The 21,008-nt window shown below is 71.6% G+C and carries 18 protein-coding genes and 1 riboswitch; of the genes, 7 read left to right on the top strand and 11 right to left on the bottom strand.

Annotation, left to right across the window (positions count from 1 at the left end; genetic code table 11):
• Positions 1 to 8: 8 nt before the first annotated feature.
• Both ACIQ6Y_RS30875 and ACIQ6Y_RS30870 read right to left on the bottom strand, forming a co-directional pair.
• Positions 9 to 479 carry a transglycosylase SLT domain-containing protein gene (locus ACIQ6Y_RS30875; protein ID WP_404043819.1) on the bottom strand — a complete coding sequence of 157 codons (471 nt, stop codon included), beginning with the start codon at positions 477 to 479 and terminating at the stop codon, positions 9 to 11.
• Between the two features lie 5 nt (positions 480 to 484).
• Positions 485 to 665: riboswitch (cyclic di-AMP (ydaO/yuaA leader) on the bottom strand.
• 269 nt (positions 666 to 934) lie between these two features.
• The gene (locus ACIQ6Y_RS30870) at positions 935 to 2,896 is read right to left on the bottom strand and encodes a CocE/NonD family hydrolase (RefSeq protein WP_404043817.1); all 1,962 of its coding nucleotides are present in this window, start codon (positions 2,894 to 2,896) and stop codon (positions 935 to 937) included.
• Between the two features lie 229 nt (positions 2,897 to 3,125).
• On the opposite strand from ACIQ6Y_RS30870, the gene ACIQ6Y_RS30865 reads away from it, so the two are divergent.
• The 4 genes from ACIQ6Y_RS30865 to ACIQ6Y_RS30850 all read left to right on the top strand — a co-directional run bounded on the left by ACIQ6Y_RS30865 (position 3,126) and on the right by ACIQ6Y_RS30850 (position 7,630).
• Complete coding sequence (locus ACIQ6Y_RS30865) at positions 3,126 to 4,136, top strand: polyprenyl synthetase family protein (RefSeq protein WP_404043815.1); 1,011 nt, start codon at positions 3,126 to 3,128, stop codon at positions 4,134 to 4,136.
• 258 nt (positions 4,137 to 4,394) lie between these two features.
• Positions 4,395 to 5,600: an outer membrane lipoprotein carrier protein LolA gene (locus tag ACIQ6Y_RS30860; protein WP_404043813.1), complete on the top strand. Its 1,206-nt coding sequence runs from the start codon at positions 4,395 to 4,397 to the stop codon at positions 5,598 to 5,600.
• Positions 5,601 to 5,763: 163 nt separating this feature from the next.
• A complete protein-coding gene (locus ACIQ6Y_RS30855; RefSeq protein ID WP_404043811.1) occupies positions 5,764 to 6,768 on the top strand; it encodes an ABC transporter ATP-binding protein in 1,005 nt (334 codons plus the stop codon).
• Positions 6,755 to 7,630: an ABC transporter permease gene (locus tag ACIQ6Y_RS30850; protein ID WP_404043809.1), complete on the top strand. Its 876-nt coding sequence runs from the start codon at positions 6,755 to 6,757 to the stop codon at positions 7,628 to 7,630. Before ACIQ6Y_RS30855 ends, ACIQ6Y_RS30850 begins: the two co-directional genes overlap by 14 nt.
• Positions 7,631 to 7,673: 43 nt before the next feature.
• On the opposite strand, the gene ACIQ6Y_RS30845 is transcribed toward ACIQ6Y_RS30850, so the two are convergent.
• Positions 7,674 to 8,255, bottom strand: coding sequence for a flavodoxin family protein (locus tag ACIQ6Y_RS30845; RefSeq protein WP_404043807.1), 582 nt, complete (start codon positions 8,253 to 8,255; stop codon positions 7,674 to 7,676).
• 227 nt (positions 8,256 to 8,482) lie between these two features.
• Here ACIQ6Y_RS30845 and ACIQ6Y_RS30840 point away from each other — a divergent pair, with 227 nt between their 5' ends.
• On the top strand, positions 8,483 to 10,048 hold the full coding sequence (locus ACIQ6Y_RS30840) for a tetratricopeptide repeat protein (RefSeq protein WP_404043805.1): 1,566 nt from the start codon (positions 8,483 to 8,485) through the stop codon (positions 10,046 to 10,048).
• 135 nt (positions 10,049 to 10,183) lie between these two features.
• On the opposite strand, the gene ACIQ6Y_RS30835 is transcribed toward ACIQ6Y_RS30840, so the two are convergent.
• Positions 10,184 to 10,675, bottom strand: coding sequence for a VOC family protein (locus ACIQ6Y_RS30835; protein ID WP_404043803.1), 492 nt, complete (start codon positions 10,673 to 10,675; stop codon positions 10,184 to 10,186).
• A 21-nt stretch (positions 10,676 to 10,696) separates the two neighbouring features.
• Here ACIQ6Y_RS30835 and ACIQ6Y_RS30830 point away from each other — a divergent pair, with 21 nt between their 5' ends.
• Positions 10,697 to 11,329: a CGNR zinc finger domain-containing protein gene (locus ACIQ6Y_RS30830; protein ID WP_404043801.1), complete on the top strand. Its 633-nt coding sequence runs from the start codon at positions 10,697 to 10,699 to the stop codon at positions 11,327 to 11,329.
• A 33-nt stretch (positions 11,330 to 11,362) separates the two neighbouring features.
• Here ACIQ6Y_RS30830 and rarD read toward each other — a convergent pair whose 3' ends face one another.
• Positions 11,363 to 12,289 carry an EamA family transporter RarD gene (rarD, locus tag ACIQ6Y_RS30825; protein ID WP_404044180.1) on the bottom strand — a complete coding sequence of 309 codons (927 nt, stop codon included), beginning with the start codon at positions 12,287 to 12,289 and terminating at the stop codon, positions 11,363 to 11,365.
• A 187-nt stretch (positions 12,290 to 12,476) separates the two neighbouring features.
• Positions 12,477 to 13,331, bottom strand: coding sequence for an SDR family oxidoreductase (locus ACIQ6Y_RS30820; protein ID WP_404043799.1), 855 nt, complete (start codon positions 13,329 to 13,331; stop codon positions 12,477 to 12,479).
• Between the two features lie 89 nt (positions 13,332 to 13,420).
• Here ACIQ6Y_RS30820 and ACIQ6Y_RS30815 point away from each other — a divergent pair, with 89 nt between their 5' ends.
• Positions 13,421 to 13,840: a winged helix-turn-helix transcriptional regulator gene (locus ACIQ6Y_RS30815; protein WP_404043797.1), complete on the top strand. Its 420-nt coding sequence runs from the start codon at positions 13,421 to 13,423 to the stop codon at positions 13,838 to 13,840.
• Positions 13,841 to 13,879: 39 nt separating this feature from the next.
• Here the strand turns inward: ACIQ6Y_RS30815 and ACIQ6Y_RS30810 are convergent, their stop codons facing one another.
• The 5 genes from ACIQ6Y_RS30810 to ACIQ6Y_RS30790 form a co-directional block, all read right to left on the bottom strand.
• On the bottom strand, positions 13,880 to 14,929 hold the full coding sequence (locus ACIQ6Y_RS30810; RefSeq protein WP_404043795.1) for a 2-oxoacid:ferredoxin oxidoreductase subunit beta: 1,050 nt from the start codon (positions 14,927 to 14,929) through the stop codon (positions 13,880 to 13,882).
• Entirely contained in the window at positions 14,922 to 16,850 is a 1,929-nt protein-coding gene (locus tag ACIQ6Y_RS30805; RefSeq protein WP_404043793.1) for a 2-oxoacid:acceptor oxidoreductase subunit alpha, read from the bottom strand. Before ACIQ6Y_RS30805 ends, ACIQ6Y_RS30810 begins: the two co-directional genes overlap by 8 nt.
• Before the next feature lie 259 nt (positions 16,851 to 17,109).
• Positions 17,110 to 17,781 carry a LuxR C-terminal-related transcriptional regulator gene (locus tag ACIQ6Y_RS30800; RefSeq protein ID WP_399649616.1) on the bottom strand — a complete coding sequence of 224 codons (672 nt, stop codon included), beginning with the start codon at positions 17,779 to 17,781 and terminating at the stop codon, positions 17,110 to 17,112.
• A 410-nt stretch (positions 17,782 to 18,191) separates the two neighbouring features.
• A complete protein-coding gene (locus ACIQ6Y_RS30795) occupies positions 18,192 to 19,547 on the bottom strand; it encodes a sensor histidine kinase (RefSeq protein ID WP_404043791.1) in 1,356 nt (451 codons plus the stop codon).
• Positions 19,548 to 19,671: 124 nt separating this feature from the next.
• A complete protein-coding gene (locus ACIQ6Y_RS30790; protein ID WP_404043789.1) occupies positions 19,672 to 20,850 on the bottom strand; it encodes a sensor histidine kinase in 1,179 nt (392 codons plus the stop codon).
• Between the last annotated feature and the right edge of the window lie 158 nt (positions 20,851 to 21,008).

Genomic DNA, 21,008 nt, shown 5'->3' with positions numbered 1-21,008 from the left:
GGAGGCGGTCAGTACGCGCCGAAGACGTTGTCGATCGAGCCGTAGCGGGCCGCCGCGTAGTTGCAGGCGGCGGTGATGTTCGCGACCGGGTCGTACGGGTCGAAGGCGGTGCCGGGCACGTGGTACGCCGCGAAGGTGGGGTCGATGACCTGGAGCAGGCCCTTGGACGGGGTGCCCGCGAGCGCGTTGGAGTCCCAGTTGTTGATGGCGAGCGGGTTGCCCGACGACTCGCGCATGATGTTGCGGTAGATGCCGTCGTAGCTGCCCGGGATGCCGTTCTGGGCCATGACGTCGAGCGACTGGCGGATCCAGCCGTCGAGGGTGTTCGGGTAGATGGTCGCCGACGTCGTGGCCGTGGGGGCGGCCGAGGCGCCGGTCGCGCCGGCGAACGGCAGGGCGAGCGCGGCGGCGGCCACACCGGCGGCGGTGAGGGCACGGACGAGACGGGGGCGGCGGTTTGCATGCGTGTGCGCAGGCATGGGGAACGTCCTCTCCGGCGCCTGCGAGGTGAGCTGTCGGGTTCGGGCGGAAAGGTGCCCGGCCAGGCCCGAAGAGGCATGGCTTGACCCCAAGCCGTGCCGGGTGTCGTAGCTGGTACGACGTCCGGTACGGCGACTTACCTGGGTCCCCCGCTCCTGCCGCTGCGTGGTCGGTGGATGCCAATGGGCGGCGGCAGGATTCGGCGTTCCGCCCGGCAGGCCGGGAACGTATGCGAGAGCACATGGGCGAAACAAGTACCGGATTCACACAAAGCACCGGTCGGGCATGATCAGTGCGTTTGCGGCACTTGATCCTTTATGGCGATTTCCGCTCAACCAAGCGGCGGGGCCTGGCGCGTGCCGTGAGAGTCGATCACCGCACACCCGGCCCCGCAGTGAGCCATCTCACCGGCAGTCACAAGAGCGGCAATTGGGGCATCACCCCCAACTCGCCCTCAATCGGCGGTCCGTGGAATGCGCCTCTCCCAGGTGCGGTGGAACACGACCTCGCCGCCCTCCGTGCACACCACCTCGTCGGAGGTGACGAAGTGCTCCGCGTCACAGCCGATCTCCGAGCGGGTGCGGACGGTGGCGGCCCAGGGCAGCTCGGGCCGGTGCAGCCCGATCGACCACTCCGTGCGGGCGCGGGCCGACAGCGGGTCGTCGGCGCGGATCGTGTACGTCTCCAGCGCCTCCTCGGTGAGCTCGAGACCGTCCGGGTACGCGCGCGTGCCGCCCCGAACCGGAAGGACCTCCAGACGCCACACGCCCTCGGCGACCTCGCGCACCACCACCCGCTCCGGCCGCGGCTCGTCCAAGGTGGCCGGCAGGCTCACCCCCAGCGGCCCGGCCTGCTCGGGCTCCTCGAAGGCGACCTCCGCGCCCGCCCGGCGCGAGCGCACCGGCAGCTCCAGCGTGCTGCCCGCCGGGTCCAGCGTGAAACCGGCCGCCGACTCCGGCTCGGGCCACACCCACGGCCAGTACGCCGAGGAGACGGCGAGCCGGATGCGATGCCCGGCCGGAAAGGCGTACCCGACGGCGCTCAGCGAGAAGTCCGCCGTCTGCGACGACCCCTCGGCCGCGAGGTCGAGCATCCCGCGCGTGACCAGCGTCGAGGACCCGTCCGGGGCCACGTCGCACAGCCGGGCGGCCACCTGCCCGCGCGGCGTCGCGCAGCTCAGCCGCAGCCGCACCCGGGGCCGCCCCAGCACCCAGGTCTCCTCGCCCACCTCGAACTCGAAACACACCGACCGTGCGTCCTCCTCGCGCTGGTCGGGCGGCAGATCGGCGTCGTGACCGAGCGGGCGGAAGCGGCCGGCGTCCACACCGGTGTGCATCGGCGACCGTACGACGACGGGGGCGCCCTGGAGGGCGTACGCCACCGGCGTCACCAGCGGCGACGGCCAGGCGGGCTCGCCGGTCCAGCGGCCGGGCAGCGAGGGGTGCGCCGTGGCCGGTCGGTGCGCGTCGGTGACGTAGGAGCGCAGCAGGGGCTCGCGCAGGACGCCGGTGTCCGCGCCCTTGAGCCAGTGGTCCCACCAGCGCAGCGTCTCCTGGAGGAAGCCGATCGCCGGGCCGGGCGGCCGGTCGCGGTCGGGGTAGCGGTGGGGCCAGGGGCCGAGCAGGCCACGGACCCGGTCGGCGGGCAGGCGCTCCAGCAGGTGGAGCACGGTGTCGCGGTACGGGTCGTGCCAGCCGCTCACCGCGAGCACGGCCGCACGGATCGCGTCGGGGTCGACACTGCCGCCGCCCTGCGGCCAGGGGGCGTCCCCGGGCTGCTGGTCCAGCCAGGCGTGCACCACCGGCGAGACGGCCTCCAGACGCTTCAGCCACAGATCACGCCAGTCCTGACCGGCGTACGACGGGTCGGGCGGGAGGCAGACCCGGGCGAGGGCCGCGGCGGAGCGGGTCTGCACCTCTTCCGCCCGGACGGAACCCGAGGCGGAGTGCGGTTCGTTGTCCGGATGGTCGTCCGCGCAGCAGACCGCGACGACCGCCCTGAGCGGCTCGGGCGCGAGAGCCGCGACACGGAGGGAGCTGAGGCCGCCGCGGCCGATGCCGAACATGCCGACCCTGCCGTCGCACCAGGGCCGGCCCGCCAGCCAGAGCACCACATCCACCCCGTCGGCCGTCTCCAGGGCCGAGCGGCCGTCCGCGGGCAGCCCCTCGCTGTTGCCGTACCCGCGGGCGTCGACCCGGACGGAGGCATAGCCGTGCCCGGCGTACCAGGGGTGGCGCTGGGCGTCACGGGCCGCAGTCGAGTCGGTCAGCCGGTCCGGCGCGTATTCCAGGATCACCGGGACGGGCTCGTCCGTCAGGGGCCGCCATACGCGCGCGTGCAGGAGCGTTCCGTCAGCGAGCGGGACACGCAGGTCCTCGTGGGCCGTGTCGTGGGGAAAGGACGTACGGATGCGCATGGCGTGATCCCTCGGGGGGTACCTGGGCTCAACGTTCCGTTAAGTCGATAAATGTCCGTTCTTATCGATTGATCAGCAACATACCGGCCGTGCCGCAATACCGCCCGGCCTGCGGGGTGGGTGGCGGCAGTGATCGAAACGTGACCGGATACGCTGACTTGAGTGATGGCAGCGACCTATCGACATACCGCGTAATCGCCAGTAGACACCAGCAGACAGGAGACCCCTCGTGACCGTCGTCGGGCCGTTCGGGCTGAGCGTGCGGGACCAGGCTCTGGAAGCCGATGTCCAGGCCGGATTGGCGGCTGTCGAGGAAGGGCTGCTCGAGGCCACCAAGAGCGAGGTGCCCTTCATCACCGAGGCAGCCCAGCATCTGGTGCGGGCGGGCGGCAAGCGGTTTCGGCCGCTGCTCGTGATGCTCGCCGCCCAGTTCGGAGACCCCTACGCGCCGGGCGTCGTGCCCTCCGCGGTGGTGGTCGAGCTGACCCACCTCGCCACGCTGTACCACGACGACGTCATGGATGAGGCGTCCGTGCGCCGCGGCGTGCCCAGCGCCAACACCCGCTGGGGCAACTCGGTGGCCGTCCTCACCGGCGACTTCCTCTTCGCCCGCGCCTCGCACATCCTGGCCGACCTCGGCCCGGAGGCGGTGCGGGTGCAGGCCGAGGCGTTCGAGCGCCTGGTGACCGGGCAGATCCTGGAGACCGCGGGACCGGCCGACGGCCGTGACCCGGTAGACCACTACCTGGACGTGCTCGGCGGCAAGACGGGCTCGCTGGTGGCGGTCTCCTGCCGCTTCGGCGCCATGATGTCCGGCGCCGACGAGACGGTCGTCGACGTCCTCACCCAGTACGGCGAGCGGCTCGGCGTCGCCTTCCAGCTCGCGGACGACGTCCTGGACATCGCCTCCGACTCCCACGAGTCCGGCAAGACGCCCGGCACCGATCTGCGCGAGGGCATCGCGACGATGCCGGTGCTGCGGCTGCGCGAGCGCGCGGCCCGGCTCGGGCTCGCCGAGGACCTCGCACTGTGCGAGCTGCTCGACTCCGACCTCACCGACGACACCCGGCACGCCGAGGCGCTCGCCGCCATGCGGGCGCACCCCGCCCTGGAGCAGGCCCGCCGGGACACCGTCCGCTTCGCGGAGGAGGCCCGCGCGGCGCTCGTGCCGCTGAAGGAGTGCGACGCGAAGGCGGCGCTGATGGAGCTGTGCGACGCGGTGGTGCACCGGGCCGGCTGACGCCCCGTCCACCGCGTTCCGCATGAGGGCGGCGCACCCTCGACCCCTACGGGTCGGGGGAGGCGCCGCCCTTACGTGTCATACCGCAGTAGTACACGGAGTTGGCTCCGCGGAGTGACGCCCCGGCGGCGTGCGTTTGGTCAGATGGAGACCAGACGGAAAACACCACTCCTCACCGATTCGGGTGAGAATGGCGGCTCAGGGTGAACAGTGCGCATCGAGCTGAACGGCCGCCGCCGACACGGAGGTAGGGCACACATGGCACCGTACGAATCCGACGAGAGCACCACCGCCGCGGAGTCCGACGACCTGCGCGCGGGCCGACGCAGGGCCGCGCGGTACGTCGTCCCGGTCGCGGTGACCGGCGTCGCGGTGGCGACCATCGGGCTCGTCCCGGCACTGGCCGACTCCGGCAGCCCCGACCTGCCGAAGATCAGCGCCGAGCAACTCGTCCAGAACATCGCCGAGTCGGACACCGAGCGGCTGTCCGGCACGGTCCGCATCAACACCGACCTCGGCCTGCCCGACCTCGGCGGACTGGAGAGCGGCCTGCTGGCCGGCGCCGGCCAGGGCGGGGACGGCGGCGAGGGCTCCGCGGCCGATCCGTCGGCCCGCCTCACCGAACTGGCCACCGGCACGCACACCCTGCGCGTGGCCGCCGACGGCCCCGACCGGCAGAAGGTGTCACTGCTCCAGGACGCCGCCGAGTACAGCCTCATCCACAACGGCAAGGACGTCTGGGGCTACGACAGCAAGTCCAACGAGGTCTACCACTCCACGACCGCCGGGAGCGGCAAGGCCGAGGACGTGCCCGCCACGCCCAAGGACTTCGCCGAGCAGGCGCTGAAGGCGGTCGACGACACCACGTCCGTCACCGTCGATGGCACCGCCCGGGTCGCCGGCCGCGACACCTACAAGCTGCTGATCAAGCCCAAGCAGTCCGGCAGCACCGTCGGCGCGATCAGCATCGCGGTGGACGCGAAGACCTGGACGCCGCTGAAGTTCACGCTCACCCCCACCAGCGGCGGCGCGGCCGTGGTGGACGCCGGCTTCACCCAGGTCAGCTTCGACAAGCCGGCCGCCTCCACCTTCGACTTCACCCCGCCCAAGGGCGCGAAGGTCACCCAGGACGGCGATGTCGAACACCACGAGGGCGCGCAGCCGTTCGAGACCGAGGAGGATGCCGCCGCCCGCGGCGCCGAGGGCATGAACACCATCGGCGAGGGCTGGAACGCGATAGCCACCTTCGACACCGGCGGCGAGGGCATCCCCTCCGGCCAGGAGGTCGGCGGCGACTTCGGCGGCTTCCTGGACTCCCTCGGCGACCACGTCAGCGGCAAGTTCGGCTCCGGCACCGTCTTCAAGACCCGCCTGATCAACGCCCTGATCACCGAGGACGGCAAGGTCTACGTCGGCGCGGTCACCAAGGACGCGCTGGTGAAGGCGGCCGAGTCGCAGCGCTGACAGCCGGGGCGCGGCGCTACGGCCGAGCAGTGGCACTGCGGGCCGAGCCGTAGCGCTGTCGGCCGAGCCGTAGCGAGAAGGGTGGTGCCGCGGTGGAGGGCGTGCGTGTGGGGCAGTGAGTACCGTACGCGCGTACGACGAGTCGAGGGAGCCGGGGGAGCCCATGCGTGAAGCGCCTGCCAGGGAGCCGGAACGGACCGACGAGGGCGAAGGCGCCCCCGGAGGGAGCCACGCGGGCGACGGCGTCATCGCCACCCGCGGCCTCACCAAGCGCTACCGCGGCGGCCAGCTCGCCGTCGACGGCCTCGACCTGACCGTCCCGGCGGGCAGCGTCTTCGGCTTCCTCGGCCCCAACGGCTCCGGCAAGACCACCACCATCCGCATGCTGATGGGCCTGATCGCGCCCACCTCGGGCACGGCACGCGTCCTGGGGCAGCCCATGCCCCGCGCCGCGCGCGCCGTGCTGCCGCAGGTGGGCGCGCTCATCGAGGGCCCGGCGCTGTACGGCTTCCTGTCCGGCCGCGACAATCTGCTGCGCTACGACGCCGCCGACCCCACCGCCGACCCGCGCACCCGGCGAGCCCGGGTCGCCGCGGCGCTGGACCGGGTGGGACTCGCGGCCGCGGCCGGCAAGAAGGCCAGGGCGTACTCCCTCGGCATGAAGCAGCGGCTCGGGCTCGCCGCGGCCCTGCTCCAGCCGCGCCGGCTGCTCGTGCTGGACGAGCCGACCAACGGGCTCGACCCGCAGGGTATGCGGGAGATCCGCACCCTGGTCAGGGAACTCGCCGCCGACGGCACGACCGTGTTCCTGTCCTCCCACCTCCTCGACGAGATCGAGCAGGTCTGCACTCACGTGGCCGTGATGGCCCGCGGCCGGCTCCTTACTCAGGGCCCGGTCGCCGACCTCGCGGCCGGGGCGCGCGGACGCCTGGTCGTCACGACGCCGGACGCGGGGGACGCGGCCCGGGTGCTGAAGGAACAGGGCGTCGGCGATGTGGTGGTGGACGGGGACCGGGTGACGGGTGAGCCGCCGGAGCGGGAACTCGCGGACCTCACCGCCGCGTTGGTGCAAGCAGGGGTGCGGGTGCGCGGATTCGGCGTCGAACGGCCCTCGCTGGAAGAGGCATTCGTGGCACTGACGGGGGAGGGATTCGATGTCGCAGGCTGAGACCGCCGTCGCCGTGCGGCCGAACCCCCTGTGGACCCTCGGCCTGCTGCGCAGCGAACTCGTGATCACCTTTCGGCGCTGGCGCACACTCGCCCTGCTGGGCGTGCTGGCGGCCGTGCCGGTGCTGGTCGGGATCGCCGTGAAGATCGAGACCGGCGACGGTTCGTCGGTCGGCGGAGGTGGCGGCGAGGGCCCGGCGTTCATCTCGCAGATCACCAACAACGGCCTGTTCCTGGTGTTCACGGGCCTCGCAGCGACCCTGCCGTTCTTCCTGCCGATGGCCGTCGGCGTGGTCGCGGGCGACGCCCTCGCCGGGGAGGCGAACGCGGGCACCCTGCGCTATCTGCTGGTCGCGCCCGCCGGCCGCACCCGGCTGCTGCTCACCAAGTACGCGACCGTGATCGCCTTCTGCCTGGCGGCCACCCTCACTGTGGCGATATCCGCGCTCGCGGTCGGGGCACTGCTCTTCCCGCTCGGCGACCTGACGACCATCTCCGGGACCCGGATCAGCTTCGCCGAGGGCCTCGGCCGGGCGGTGCTGATAGCCCTGGTCGTCGCCGCGTCCCTGCTCGGCATGGCGGCACTCGGACTGTTCGTCTCGACGCTGACCGGCAGTGGCATCGCCGCGATGGCGACGACCGTCGGCCTGCTGATCACCGTGCAGATCCTCGACCAGATACCCCAGTTGAGCGCCCTGCAGCCGTACTTCTTCTCGCACCACTGGCTGTCCTTCGCCGACCTGATGCGCGAGCCGGTCTACTGGGAGGACCTGCGCAAGAACCTCGGTATACAGGCGCTGTACGCGGTCGTGTTCGGCTCGGCGGCGTGGGCGCGGTTCACGGCGAAGGACATCACCGCCTGAGACCGCCCGGGGCCTCGACGCCCCGGACCGGCCTCGGTGCCCGTCAGTTGTCGTACGGGAAGCGGGCGAAGGGCGCCTCCTGCGCGAAGAAGGTCTTGGCGCGGGTCAGGGCCTCGGTGTCGTTCAGGACGTCACCGGGCTTGCTGCCGTTGCCGAGCAGCACGCCGCCGAAGCGCATGCCCATGTACGCGGCCGAGTGGTTGAGGGTGCCGACGAGCGGGTCGGCGACCTCGGTCTCGCGGTGCGCCAGAGTGGTCACGCCCCACAGGGTGCGCCCGGCCATCGTCGCGCGGAAGTCGACGCCGGGGTGACGCAGCCAGCCCGACCAGTAGTCGAGGTAGCGCTTGGCCTGCGCGGAGAGCGAGTACCAGTACAGCGGCGAGACGATGACGAGGTCCGTCGCGGCGAGGGTGGCGTCGAGGAGCAGGTCGACGTTGGGGTCGGCGGAGCGGACGCGGTCGGGGTCGTGCCGCAGGTCCTCGAAGTCCGGCAGGGGATGGTCGGCCAGGCTGATCCACCGCTGCTCGACGTCCGCGGGGAGCTGCTCGGCGGCACGGCGGGCCAGCAGCTCGGTGTTGCCGTCGGCGCGGCTGCCGGTGATCAGGAAGAGGAAGCGGCGGGTCATGGGTCCCCCAGGTCTCGGTGTGGTGCCTTCAGCAGGCCACGCCAGTATATGCACACGCATCTATCTGGCGCGGACATCCGGATTTCCGGGTCTGCAGGGGCCTGGACCGGCGCTTGGGACGAGGCTGTGACGTCGTAGTGACGTGTGCAGGGCCGGTGAGCGGAGAGACTCGTCAGTGCGTGTCCGGCGGCGTTCGCGGACACATGTGAGTGGGGGGACCGATGACGATGACACGATCCAGCCGCGGCGAGCAGCGTGAGCAGCCGTACGGCGTCGACGCGCCTGCCGCCGGACCGGCGGCACCGCTCGATGTCCGCGTCACAGCGGCCGGTGCCCTGGTCGACGAGGTGCGGGTGACCGCCGCCTCCGGCGAGGAGATCCAGCGCGCGGTCCTCAAGCACCTGCACACCCTCGCCCGTGCCGCCGGTCATCCCGTCCTCGCCCTGGTCCACGACGAGCGCATCGGCTACGTCGTCCCCCTCCAGGTCGACCCGGACGGCGCGAGCCGCTTCACGGGGGAGCCGGTCCGGGTGCGGGCCGAGTCGCGACCGGAGTCGCACCGGGCCTCGCAGGACGCGGCGCGCCAGGTGCCGGGTGCGGCGCCGGAGAGGGAGGACCCGTCCCGGAGCGAGGCGCCTGGTGCGGAGGGGGCGGGTGCGGGGTCGGGCTCGTCGGGGTCGCCGTCGCTCACGTCGTCGCTCACGCCTTCGCCTTCGCTGTCATCGTCTCCGGCTGCTCCGGCTGCTCCGGCTGCTCCGGCTGCTCCGGCCACGTCGGCTTCGTCGTCGTCCCCGGCCGTTTCGACCCCGCAGGCTTCCTCTTCGCCGTCCCCCGCCGCTCCGGCCCCCTCGCCGTCCCCGGCGTCCCCGTCCCCGGCCGGGGGCTTCGGGCCGCCGCCCGTGATGGGGGTGCCTTCGCGTGAGGCCGAGTCGTGCGGCGGTGGGCAGGCGCCGGTGCGGTCGGCAGGGTCGCCCTATGCCTCGGTGCCGCAGCTTGCCCAGCAGGGGGAGTCCAACCCGTACCTCCGGCCGACGGAGGGCCCGTGCGCGGAGTCGGGCCCGAGCCGGCCGTCACCGCAGCAGGCCCCGCATCCGACGCCCGCGCCGCTCCCGACCTCCAAGGACCCCATGGCCCCGATGGCTCCCCCTGCTCCGCCGGCCCCGGCTCCGACGCCTCCCAGGGCCCCGTTCGCTCCCACGGCCCCCATGGCCGCCCTGGCTTCCGCAGCCTTCGTGGAGTCCTCAGCCGCGGCTACCTCCACCACTCCCACCCCGCCGCGAGGGTTCGACGCCATAGCGGAAGCCGTGCTGGACGACGACCAGAGTGTGCCCGGGCCGCTGGCGGAGCCCATGGCCGGGATCAACGAGGCCGTGCGGTCGGGGCAGGTGGAGAGGGCCGCCGAGCTGGCCGGGCGGGTGCTCGGGCAGGCGTCGGGGGCGTTGGGTGATGAGCACCCCGATGTGCTGCGGCTGCGGGAACTGGCCGCGTACATCGCCTACTTGGCGGGTGACGGCGAGCGCGCCCTGACGCTGTCGCTGGAGCTGGCCCGGACGCATCGCCGTCGGCGTGACGCCGAGGCCGCCTACAGCAACGTCCAGAGCGCGGCCACGGCCTGGCGTGCGGTGCGCGACCCGCGGCTCGGGCTGCACCTCGGTCGCGAACTGATCGGGCTGTGGACCGAGCTGGCGGCCGAGGGCGGCCCCGCGGGCGACGACCTGGAGGAACTGGAGTCGGCCCACGCCCGCATGAGCCGCCTCACGCAACGAGCCGAGCGGGCAGCACGGGCCGAGTGAGGGGGCGGGCCGAGTGGGCCAGGAGGACCCGAGGGGACGTCGACTGCTGCCTCCAGGGCAGGCGCCCCCGCCTCCAGGGCAGGCGCCCCTGCCTCCATGGCAAGCACCCCCGCCTCCAGCGCAAGCACCCCCGCCCTACTGCACGCAGAACTCGTTCCCCTCCGGGTCCGCCATGACCACCCATTGCCCCGAAGGCTCCTTCACCTCCCGCAGCACGCTCGCCCCGAGTCCCTTCAGCCGCTCCACCTCACCCTCGCGCAGCCCCTCACCCGGGTGCAGATCGAGGTGGAGCCGGTTCTTGCCGGTCTTCGGCTCGGGGACGCGCTGGAAGAGCAGCCGCCGGCCGAGGCCGGTGCCGCTGTCCGGGGCGACGGGGTCGTCGGGATGCCGTACGGCGACCAGGTCCCGGAAGGCCAGACGGGCGTGGAACTCCACGACGGCCTCGCGCGGCAGGGCGCCGAGCTCCAGCAGCCGCTCGATGAGGGCGTTGTTGTCCTCGACCTCGTAGTGGAGGGCGGCGGCCCAGAAGTCGGCCTGGGCCTGAGGGTTCGCGCAGTCGATGACGAGTTTGAAGTGGACGGGCGCCGGGGAGCCGGACCCGCTCGCGGGTACGTCGCTGTCGTTCATGTAACCAGTTATATTGGTTACGTGAGCGAGCGGGCAACGGAAACGCCGAAAGCATCAAGAGCACCTGGTCTGACCCTGGTCTCGCGCGAGGGCAAGCCGTACCGCTTCGACCCCGGTGCCCTGTGCCTGGAGCTGCTGACCACGGGCGGCCCGGGCGCGTTCGCGCGCTACGAGGTGCTGCACGAGCCCGCCGACCTGGTGGCGTGGGTGGGGCACAGCCGTCTGGCGGAAGGGCTGGAAATCGCCGTCACCGACGAGGAGCTGAGCGCCGTACGGCACTTCCGTGACGTGCTGTTCCTGCTCACCGCCGACCGTGCGCACGGTCGGCCGCTCCAGCCGGGCCATCTCGACGTCGTCAACGCGGCCGCCGCCGAGCCGCCCCTCGTCACCCGCCTCGGCCCCGACGGCTCGACCGCCTGGGCGCCCGGCGCCACCGGCACCCGGCTGCTGGCCACGCTGGCCCGCGACGCGATCGAGCTGTTCAGTGGGCCGTACGGCGAGCGCATCCGGGAGTGCGGGGCGTACAACTGCTCTCTGCTGTTCGTCGACACCTCACGCCCGGGCCGGCGCCGCTGGTGCTCCATGGAGCACTGCGGCAACCGCGAGAAGGTCCGCGCCCACCGGGCCCGCGGCGCGACGAAGGCCCAGCGCTAGCCGTAGTCGTAGCCCAGCCCCCAGCCCCCAGCCCTAGGCCTCCTGCTTGGCCTCCGCGACAGCCACGTCCTCCACCCCGACCACGCCCTCCTCGGCCGCCACCGCCGCAGCAGCACCCCGCAGAGCCCGTGCCGTCCATCGAGCCGTCCGCAGCGCGTCCCACGTCAGCAGGGTCAGGGCCAGCCATACCAGTGCGAAGCCGGCCCAGCGCTCGGGCGGCATGGCCTCGTGGAAGTAGAAGATGCCGCACAGGAACTGGAAGACCGGGGCGAGGTACTGCAGCAGCCCCAGCGTGGACAGGGGCACCCGGATGGCGGCGGCACCGAAGCAGATCAGTGGCAGCGCGGTCACCACGCCGGTCGAGGCGAGCAGCGCTGCGTGCCCGGCACCCTCCGTGCCGAAGGTCATGCCGCCCTGGCCGCTCAGCCACAGCAGATAGGCGAGCGCGGGCAGGAACTGGATCGCGGTCTCGGCGGCCAGCGACTCCAGGCCGCTGAGGTTGACCTTCTTCTTCACGAGCCCGTAGGTGGCGAAGGAGAAGGCGAGGATCAGGGAGATCCACGGCGGTCGCCCGTAGCCGATGGTCAGCACCAGCACCGCGGCCGCGCCGATCCCGACGGCCGCCCACTGCACGGGCCGCAGCCGCTCCTTCAGCAGCAGCACACCCATGGCGATGGTGACGAGCGGGTTGATGAAGTACCCCAGGGAGGCCTCGACGACCTGTCCGTCGTTCACGGCCCAGATGTAGACGCCCCAGTTGACGGTGATCACGGCGGCGGCGATCGCGATCAGTCCCAGCCGCTTCGGCTGCCGCAGCAGCTCACCGGCCCAGGCCCAGCGCCGTACGACGAGCAGGACGGCGGCGACCAGGACGAGGGACCACACCATCCGGTGGGCGAGGATCTCCACCGCCCCGGCGGGCTTGAGCAGCGGCCAGAAGAGCGGGACCAGGCCCCACATCCCGTAGGCCGCGAAGCCGTTCAGCAGTCCTATGCGCTGCTCGCCCTTCGACTCGCCCACGGGCCCTCCTCACCTCGTCGCCGTCACCCGTCCGGACGACGGTAACGCCGAGCACCCCCGGCTGTCATGCCCGTATCGGCATACGGTCATGACAGGCCTGGGGTGTCAGGTGTTCGCGCAGGTCAGGTCAGCCCTTGAGGGCGTCCGCGACCGCCTGCTCCAGCGACGTGGTCGGACGCCCGGCCAGCCGGGACAGGTCGCCGGTGGACACCACCAGCTCGCCCTTCTCGATGGACGCGTCCACCCCGGCGAAGACCGCGGCGAGCGGCTCGGGCAGCCCCGCGCCGGTCAGGATGCCGGTGAACGCCTCGACCGAGACCGGGTGGTACGCGATCTCCCGGCCGGTCTGGCGGCTCAGCTCGGCCGCGTACTCGGCGAAGGAGAAGGCCGTGTCGCCGCCCAGCTCGTAGGTCTTGTTCTCGTGGCCCTCGCCGGTCAGCACCGCGGCCGCGGCGGCCGCGTAGTCGGCGCGCGAGGCGGCCGAGACCCGGCCCTCGCCGGCGGCCTGCACGACGGCGCCGTGCTCCAGGACGGGGGCGAGGTGCTCGGTGTAGTTCTCGAAGTACCAGCCGTTGCGCAGCAGCGTGTAGGGCACGCCGGAGCCGAGCAGGATCTCTTCTGTCGCGCGGTGGTCGTCGGCGAGCGCGGCGGTGAGGGAGCCGGGGGCGCTGGTGTAGGCGAGCAGGGCGATACCCGCGGCCTTCGCGGCGTCGATGACGCCCTTGTGCTGGGCGGGGCGGCCCTTGTCGAACTCGTTGCCGGAGATCAGCAGCACCTTGTCGCCGGCCGCGAACACTCCGGCGAAGGTCTCCGGGGCGTTGTAGTCCGCGACCGCCAGCTGCACGCCGCGCTCGGCGAGGTCGGCGGCCCGGGCCTTGTCCCGCACGACCGCGGTGATCTGCTCGGCCGGGACCTTCTCCAGCAGCTGCTCCACGACGTGACGGCCGAGCTTTCCGGTGGCTCCGGTGACGACGATGCCCATGGTTCCTGTCTCCTTCGGTGGGGTCTGACACTCACCCTAGGAGAGGCGCTAACTATTCGTAAGTACCCACTTTGAAGTAAGGTACTGGTATGGCAGTAAGCACCCACCGGTTCAGCCCCGAAGGCAAGGCCGACCCCGAGGCCATGTGCCCCCACCGCCTCGTCCTGGAGCACGTCACCAGCCGCTGGGGCGTCCTCGTGCTGATCGCCCTGCTCGACCGCTCCTACCGGTTCAGCGAGCTGCGCCGCGAGATCGGCCGGAGCGGCCGGGGCGTCAGCGAGAAGATGCTGACCCAGACCCTGCAGACCCTGGAGCGCGACGGCCTGGTCCACCGGGACGCCAAGCCGGTCATCCCGCCCCGGGTGGACTACTCCCTCACCGAGCTGGGCCGCGAGGCCGCCGAGCAGGTGCGTGCCCTCGCCGGGTGGACCGAGCGGCGTATGAGTGCCGTGGAGGAAGCCCGTAAGGCATACGACGAGGCCCGGACGACGGACGTCCGGGCCTCCTGAAAACAGCCTTCTGAAAACAGCTTCCTGAGAGCGGACGGGTCAGCCGACGACCGTCCAGGTGTCCCCGCCCGCCAGCAGCGCCGCGAGATCGCCCTTGCCGTTCTGTTCGACGGCCGTGTCGAGCTGCTCGGACATCTGGGCGTCGTAGACCGGCCGTTCGACCGAGCGCAGCACGCCGATCGGCGTGTGGTGCAGGGTGTCCGGGTCGGCCAGCCGCGACAGCGCGAAGGCGGTGGTCGGGGAGGCGGCGTGGGCGTCGTGGACCAGCACGTCCGCCTCGTTCTCCGGCGTCACCGTGACCACCTGCAGATCACCGGTCGCGCGATCCCGTACGACCCCCTTGGCGAGGTCCGTGCCGAAGCGGATCGGCTGCCCGTGCTCCAGCCGGATCAGCGCCTCGTCGGCGGAGTCCTTGTCCTTCAGGGCGTCGAAGGCGCCGTCGTTGAAGATGTTGCAGTTCTGGTAGATCTCGATCAGCGCCGTGCCCGGATGGGCGGCGGCCTGCCGCAGCACCTCGGTCAGATGCTTGCGGTCGGAGTCGATCGTGCGGGCCACGAAGGACGCCTCCGCGCCGAGCGCCAGCGACACCGGGTTGAAGGGCGCGTCCAGCGAACCCATCGGCGTCGACTTGGTGATCTTGCCGACCTCGGAGGTGGGGGAGTACTGCCCCTTGGTGAGGCCGTAGATCCGGTTGTTGAACAGCAGGATCTTGAGGTTCACATTGCGGCGCAGCGCATGGATCAGATGGTTGCCGCCGATGGACAGGGCGTCCCCGTCACCGGTCACCACCCACACGCTCAGGTCTCTTCGCGAGGCGGCGAGACCCGTCGCGATGGCCGGGGCGCGGCCGTGGATGGAGTGCATGCCGTACGTGTTCATGTAGTACGGGAAGCGCGACGAGCAGCCGATGCCGGAGACGAAGACGATGTTCTCGCGGGCCAGACCCAGCTCCGGCATGAAGCCCTGGACCGCCGCGAGGATCGCGTAGTCACCGCAGCCGGGACACCAGCGCACTTCCTGATCGGACTTGAAGTCCTTCATGGACTGCTTGGCCTCGGCCTTGGGGACCAGCTTCAGTGCCTCAGTCATCGATGGCCTCCTTCAGGGCCCTGGCGAGCTGCTCCGCCTTGAACGGCATCCCGTTGACCTGGTTGTACGAGTGGGCGTCCACCAGATACTTCGCCCGGATCAGCGTGGCGAGCTGGCCGAGGTTCATCTCGGGCACCACCACACGGTCGTAGCTCCTGAGCACGTCACCGAGGTTGCGCGGGAACGGGTTGAGGTGACGCAGATGGGCCTGCGCGATCTCCTGCCCGGCCGTCCGCAGCCGCCGTACCGCCGCGGTGATCGGGCCGTACGTCGAACCCCAGCCCAGCACCAGCGTCCGCGCACCGTGCGGGTCGTCGACCTGAACGTCGGGCACCTCGATGCCGTCGATCTTGGCCTGGCGGGTGCGGACCATGAAGTCGTGGTTGGCCGGGTCGTAGGAGATGTTCCCGGTGCCGTCCTGCTTCTCGATGCCGCCGATACGGTGCTCCAGACCCGGCGTGCCCGGCACGGCCCACGGACGGGCCAGGGTCTGCGGGTCGCGCTTGTACGGCCAGAAGGTCTCGGTACCGTCGTCGAGGGTGTGGTTCGGGCCCTGCGCGAACTGCACCTGCAGATCGGGCAGCTCGTCCACCTCGGGGATCCGCCACGGCTCGGAGCCGTTGGCCAGGTAGCCGTCGGACAGCAGGAAGACCGGGGTGCGGTACGTCAGCGCGATCCGGGCCGCCTCCAGCGCCGCGTCGAAGCAGTCCGCCGGGGTGCACGGGGCGACCACCGGGACCGGCGCCTCGCCGTTGCGGCCGAACATCGCCTGCAGCAGGTCCGCCTGCTCGGTCTTGGTCGGCAGACCCGTCGAAGGACCGCCGCGCTGGATGTCCACGATCAGCAGCGGCAGCTCCAGCGACACCGCGAGCCCGATGGTCTCCGACTTCAGCGCCACACCGGGGCCGGACGTCGTCGTCACCGCGAGGGAGCCGCCGAAGGCCGCGCCCAGCGCCGCGCCGATGCCCGCGATCTCGTCCTCGGCCTGGAAGGTGCGCACACCGAAGTTCTTGTGCCGGCTCAGCTCGTGCAGGATGTCGGAGGCCGGGGTGATCGGGTACGAGCCCAGGAACAGCGGCAGGTCCGCCTGCCGGGAGGCCGCGATCAGCCCGTACGCCAACGCCAGGTTCCCGGAGATGTTGCGGTAGGTGCCCACCGGGAAGGCCTTCGCCGCCGGGGCCACCTCGTAGGAGACCGCGAAGTCCTCGGTCGTCTCACCGAAGTTCCAGCCCGCGCGGAACGCCGTGATGTTCGCCGCCGCGATCTCCGGCTTCTTCGCGAACTTCGACGTCAGGAACTTCTCCGTGCCCTCCGTCGGCCGGTGGTACATCCATGACAAGAGGCCGAGCGCGAACATGTTCTTGCTGCGCTCGGCCTCCTTACGGGTGAGGTCGAAGTCCTTCAGTGCCTCCACCGTCAGTGTGGTCAGGGGGACCGGGTGGAGGTGGTAGCCGTCCAGCGACCCGTCCTCCAGCGGGTTGCTGTCGTAGCCGACCTTCTGCATCGCCCGTTTGGTGAACTCGTCCGTGTTGACGATGATCTCCGCGCCGCGCGGCAGATCCCCCACGTTCGCCTTCAACGCGGCCGGGTTCATCGCCACCAGGACGTTCGGCGCGTCGCCCGGCGTGAGGATGTCGTGGTCGGCGAAGTGCAGCTGGAAGCTCGACACACCGGGCAGGGTGCCGGCGGGCGCCCGGATCTCGGCAGGGAAGTTCGGCAGCGTCGACAGGTCGTTGCCGAAGGACGCCGTCTCCGAGGTGAAGCGGTCACCGGTGAGCTGCATACCGTCACCCGAGTCCCCCGCGAACCTGATGATCACCCGGTCGACGCGCCGGACATCCTTCGCCCCGGCCGGTTTGCGCTGCTCTCCTACGACGGCTCCGTCGGCCTGTTCCGCTGGACTGCTGACCCTACTGGTCACTGAACTGGACCTCCTTCGAGGCGGCTGTCGGGGAGCGGCCTTCCCGCAGGCCTTCCCAGGATCAACCCTACGTCCGTAAGGGTCGCCTTCCCTGGACCATTCGCGCGACGATCACCGCATCGAGCCCATCCGGCCCCCGTACGCGCCCTCGATCCGGCGCCCTGCCATGTCATCTCGTCCTCGCCCCCCGGCGTCGCTGCTGAAGACGTGCACCGCTCATCGTTCGGTTCTGGGCCGGGCCCCGGCCCGAGGACGGGGCTCAGGAGTTCAGATAGGTGAGCACGGCCAGCACCCGCCGGTGATCGCCCTCGCTCGGGGAGAGCCCCAGCTTGAGGAAGATGTTGCTGACGTGCTTCTCGACCGCGCCGTCGCTGACCACCAGCTGTTTGGCGATCGCGGAGTTCGTGCGTCCCTCGGCCATCAGCCCCAGCACCTCCCGCTCCCGCGGGGTGAGTCCCGCGAGCACGTCCTGCTTGCGGGAGCGCCCCAGCAATTGCGCGACCACCTCCGGGTCGAGCGCCGTACCACCCCCGGCTACCCGCACCACGGCGTCCACGAACTCGCGCACCTCGGCGACCCGGTCCTTCAGCAGATAGCCGACACCCCGGCTGGAGCCGGCCAGCAGCTCGGTGGCATAGCGCTCCTCGACGTACTGCGACAGCACGAGGACACCGAGCCCCGGATGCGACTGACGCAGCCGGACTGCGGCCCGTACGCCCTCGTCGGTGTGGGTCGGCGGCATCCGCACGTCCGCGACGACCACGTCCGGCAGCGCACCCTCGGCGTCCAGCTCGGTGATCGTCTTGATCAGCGCCTCGGCGTCCCCGACCCCGGCGACCACGTCGTGACCGCGGTCGGTCAGCAGCCGGGTCAGGCCTTCTCTGAGCAGCACGGAGTCCTCAGCGATGACTACGCGCACTCTGTTCTCCACGTTGTTCGGTCCCCCCGTGCCCTGGCTCTGCCCGTACGGTTCTCAAGCATTCCAGGGAATGGGGGGCGGCGGGGGGAAGTAAGGGCAGCGGGGACTGAATCCGGTCAGCCCCGCCAGGGGAGTAGGGGCAGGAGGGGCGGAATCCGGTTCGGCCCCGCCAGGGAAGTTCGGCAGCGAGGGTGGAACCCGCTTCAGCCCCGCCAGGGAAGTACGGGCAGCGGGCGCGGAAGCCGGTCAGCCCCGCCAAGGAAGTACGAGCGGCGAGGGCGGAATCCGGTCCAGGCCCGCCGGGAAGGTACGGGCAGCAAGGGCGGCACCCGGTTCAGCCCCGCCAGGGAAGTACGGGCAGCGAGCGCGGCACCCGGTTCAGCCCCGCCAGGGAAGTACGGGCAGTGAGGGCGGAACCCGGTTCAGCCCCGCCAGGGAAGTTCGGCCGTCACGGTCGTCGGGCCGCCCGCGGGGGAGTCCACCACCAGGATCCCGTCCACGGCGTCCAGCCGTTCCGCCAGACCGGCCAGGCCGGAACCCCGGCTCGCGTCGGCACCGCCGACACCGTCGTCCGTCACCTGGAGCATCAGCCGGCTCTCGGCGCGCCACACGTCCACCGAGGCCGACCGGGCCCGCGCGTGCTTGCTGATGTTCTGCAGCAGCTCGGAGACGGTGAAGTAGGCGATGCCCTCGATCGCCGGAGCCGGCCGGGACGGCAGGTCGACCTCGACCGTGACCGGGACCGTGCAGCGGGAGGCGACCGCGGAGAGCGCGGCGTCCAGGCCGCGGTCGGTGAGGACGGCCGGGTGGATGCCGCGGGCGAGGTCACGCAGCTCCTGCAGCGCGGTCTTCACCTCGCCGTGCGCCTCGTCCACCATCCGCGCCGCCGCCCGCGGGTCCTCGGCCAGCTTCTCCTTCGCCAGGCCCAGCCCCATCGCGAGGTTCACCAGCCGGGCCTGCGCCCCGTCGTGCAGATCCCGCTCGATGCGCCGCAGGTCGGCCGCCGCCGTGTCGATCACGACCCCCCGGTCCGACTCCAGCTCCACCACCCGCGCCGACAGCCGCGACGGCCCGAGCAGCCCATGCACCAGCAGCCGGTCCACCATCGTCAGCGCCCGTACGATCCACGGCGTGGCCAGCGTGATCAGCAGCCCGATCAGCGCGGTGACCCCGATCTCGAAGGGGTTGTCCAGATAGACCGAGTGCGTCTCGTCGCCGTACAGCTGAAGCCCGTCCTGACCGGCGTACGCCGGGAACACCCAGAACCACAGCGGATACGTCAGCATCGCCCAGCCGTACGACCAGAACGCCACCGACACGGTGAAGGAGAACACCGCCCACGGCAGGTGCAGCACCGCGTACAGCAGCTGCCGCCAGGACGAGCCGCTCTTGAAGACGGCGCCCATCCACGCCATCAGCCCGCTGTCGCGCATCCGCAGCGGCTCCGGGTCGGCCACGTCCACCCGCAGCAGCGCTCGCGCCCGGGCCCGCTCCATCGCCCCGAGCCCCCGGCACCCGGCGAGCGCCGCCGCCAGCACCGGGATGCCGAGGAACGTCACCAGCAGACCCGCCCCGAGCGACACCATCGTCACGGCGTACGTGAACATCAGCACGCTCACCGGCAGGCTCAGCAGCACATAGCCCAGCTCGCGCCAGTGCCGCGCCTCGAACGGCGCCCGCAGCCCGGCGGGCATCCGGCGCCGCCCGCCGTCGCGCCCGTAGCCCTGCCCGTACCCCGTGTCGCCGTACCCGGTGTCCCCGTACCGCGTGGTGGCCATCGCCCGCCGTCCGTTTCTGCTCGATGCTCGCTGCTCGCGGATTCCTGCTGTTCTACGTCCAGCCTGTCGGCCCGGCGCTCCACGGACCATGGAGGCCGTCGGCGTCTTGGAAGGGGGGTTTTCCCTACCTCGGGCGGGCGCGCCAGGGCAGTTCGGCGGTGATCGTGGTCGGACCGCCCTGCGGCGAGTCGACGACGAACAGCCCGTCGACCGCGCCCAGCCGCTCCGCGAGCCCCCGCAGACCGCTGCCCGCGTCCAGCGAGGCACCGCCCCGGCCGTCGTCCTCGACCTGGATCAGCAGCCGGTCCCGGCTCCGCCACACCTCCACCGCGGCGGACCGCGCCGCCGAGTGCTTGCTGATGTTCTGCAGCAGCTCGGACACGGTGAAGTAGGCGATCCCCTCGATGGCCTCCGCCGGCCGCCCGTCCAGATCCACGGTCACCTTCACCGGCACCGTGCACCGCGAGGCCACCGACGACAGGGCCGCGTCCAGACCGCGGTCGGTGAGAACGGCCGGATGGATGCCGCGCGCCAGATCCCGCAGCTCCTGCAGCGCCAGCTTCACCTCGCCGTGCGCCTCCTCGACCATCACGGCCGCCGAATCCGGGTCCTCCAGAAGCTTCTCCTTCGCCAGGCCCAGCCCCATCGCGAGGTTCACCAGCCGGGCCTGCGCCCCGTCGTGCAGATCCCGCTCGATCCGCCGCAGATCGGCCGCCGCCGTGTCGACCACGACCCCCCGGTCGGACTCCAGTTCGGCGATACGGCGCTCCAGCTCGTCCGACGGCGACAGCAGCCCGCGCACCATCGCCCGGTCCGCGTTCGCCAGCCCCCGCGCCAGATACGGCAGCACCGGCCACAGCACGAACAACGACACCAGCGTCAGCGCGAACGTCAGCACGCCCCACGGCAGCCGGATGAAGTCGTACAGCAGCGTCCGCCAGCCCACCGGGTCCTTCAGCATCATCCACAGCTGCTGAAGGAACCCGCCCCGCCCGCGCAACGGCAGCGGCGACGGCTCCTCCACCCGCACCCCGAGCAGCGCCCGGGCCCGCGCCCGCTCCAGCTTGCCCAGCTGCCGCGCCCCCATCAGCCCCGCCGCGAGCAACGGGAACCCGATCACCGTGACGGTGAGCAACGCGCTGGTGAACACCACGGTCGTCACATAGACGAAGCCCAGCAGCGCCGCCGGAAGGTTCGCCAGGAGATGCGCGATCTCCTTCCAGGTGTGAGCGTCGTAGGCGAGGCGAGGCGGCGGCAACGGCTCGGCAGTCCCGGCGCCCACGGACGGAGTACGTTCGGTCATACGGCTCAGCCTGCCCGCCCGCGCCCGGCCACGCCATGAGGCGGACCGCCCGGCTCTGCTGGGGAAAACCCCACCCCGGCATCTCAAGGCGTGACGGGCTGCTTACCGTCTCTTTATCAGGGCCTAGACTCCCGTGCGTACAGATCGTCGAACAGGTC

The sequence above is a fragment of the Streptomyces sp. NPDC096205 genome, assembly GCF_044763135.1.
Classification (GTDB): domain Bacteria; phylum Actinomycetota; class Actinomycetes; order Streptomycetales; family Streptomycetaceae; genus Streptomyces.
The sequence above is the reverse complement of the archived record's forward strand: the minus strand, read 5'-3'. Positions and strand labels throughout refer to the sequence as shown.

Coding starts and splice junctions, on each gene's coding strand:
- ACIQ6Y_RS30875 (WP_404043819.1), bottom strand. CDS start 479: ATGCCTGCGCACACGCATGCAAACCGCCGCCCCCGTCTCGTCCGTGCC.
- ACIQ6Y_RS30870 (WP_404043817.1), bottom strand. CDS start 2,896: ATGCGCATCCGTACGTCCTTTCCCCACGACACGGCCCACGAGGACCTG.
- ACIQ6Y_RS30860 (WP_404043813.1), top strand. CDS start 4,395: ATGGCACCGTACGAATCCGACGAGAGCACCACCGCCGCGGAGTCCGAC.
- ACIQ6Y_RS30855 (WP_404043811.1), top strand. CDS start 5,764: ATGCGTGAAGCGCCTGCCAGGGAGCCGGAACGGACCGACGAGGGCGAA.
- ACIQ6Y_RS30850 (WP_404043809.1), top strand. CDS start 6,755: ATGTCGCAGGCTGAGACCGCCGTCGCCGTGCGGCCGAACCCCCTGTGG.
- ACIQ6Y_RS30845 (WP_404043807.1), bottom strand. CDS start 8,255: ATGACCCGCCGCTTCCTCTTCCTGATCACCGGCAGCCGCGCCGACGGC.
- ACIQ6Y_RS30840 (WP_404043805.1), top strand. CDS start 8,483: ATGACACGATCCAGCCGCGGCGAGCAGCGTGAGCAGCCGTACGGCGTC.
- ACIQ6Y_RS30835 (WP_404043803.1), bottom strand. CDS start 10,675: ATGAACGACAGCGACGTACCCGCGAGCGGGTCCGGCTCCCCGGCGCCC.
- rarD (WP_404044180.1), bottom strand. CDS start 12,289: ATGTGGGGCCTGGTCCCGCTCTTCTGGCCGCTGCTCAAGCCCGCCGGG.
- ACIQ6Y_RS30820 (WP_404043799.1), bottom strand. CDS start 13,331: ATGGGCATCGTCGTCACCGGAGCCACCGGAAAGCTCGGCCGTCACGTC.
- ACIQ6Y_RS30815 (WP_404043797.1), top strand. CDS start 13,421: ATGGCAGTAAGCACCCACCGGTTCAGCCCCGAAGGCAAGGCCGACCCC.
- ACIQ6Y_RS30810 (WP_404043795.1), bottom strand. CDS start 14,929: ATGACTGAGGCACTGAAGCTGGTCCCCAAGGCCGAGGCCAAGCAGTCC.
- ACIQ6Y_RS30795 (WP_404043791.1), bottom strand. CDS start 19,547: ATGGCCACCACGCGGTACGGGGACACCGGGTACGGCGACACGGGGTAC.
- ACIQ6Y_RS30790 (WP_404043789.1), bottom strand. CDS start 20,850: ATGACCGAACGTACTCCGTCCGTGGGCGCCGGGACTGCCGAGCCGTTG.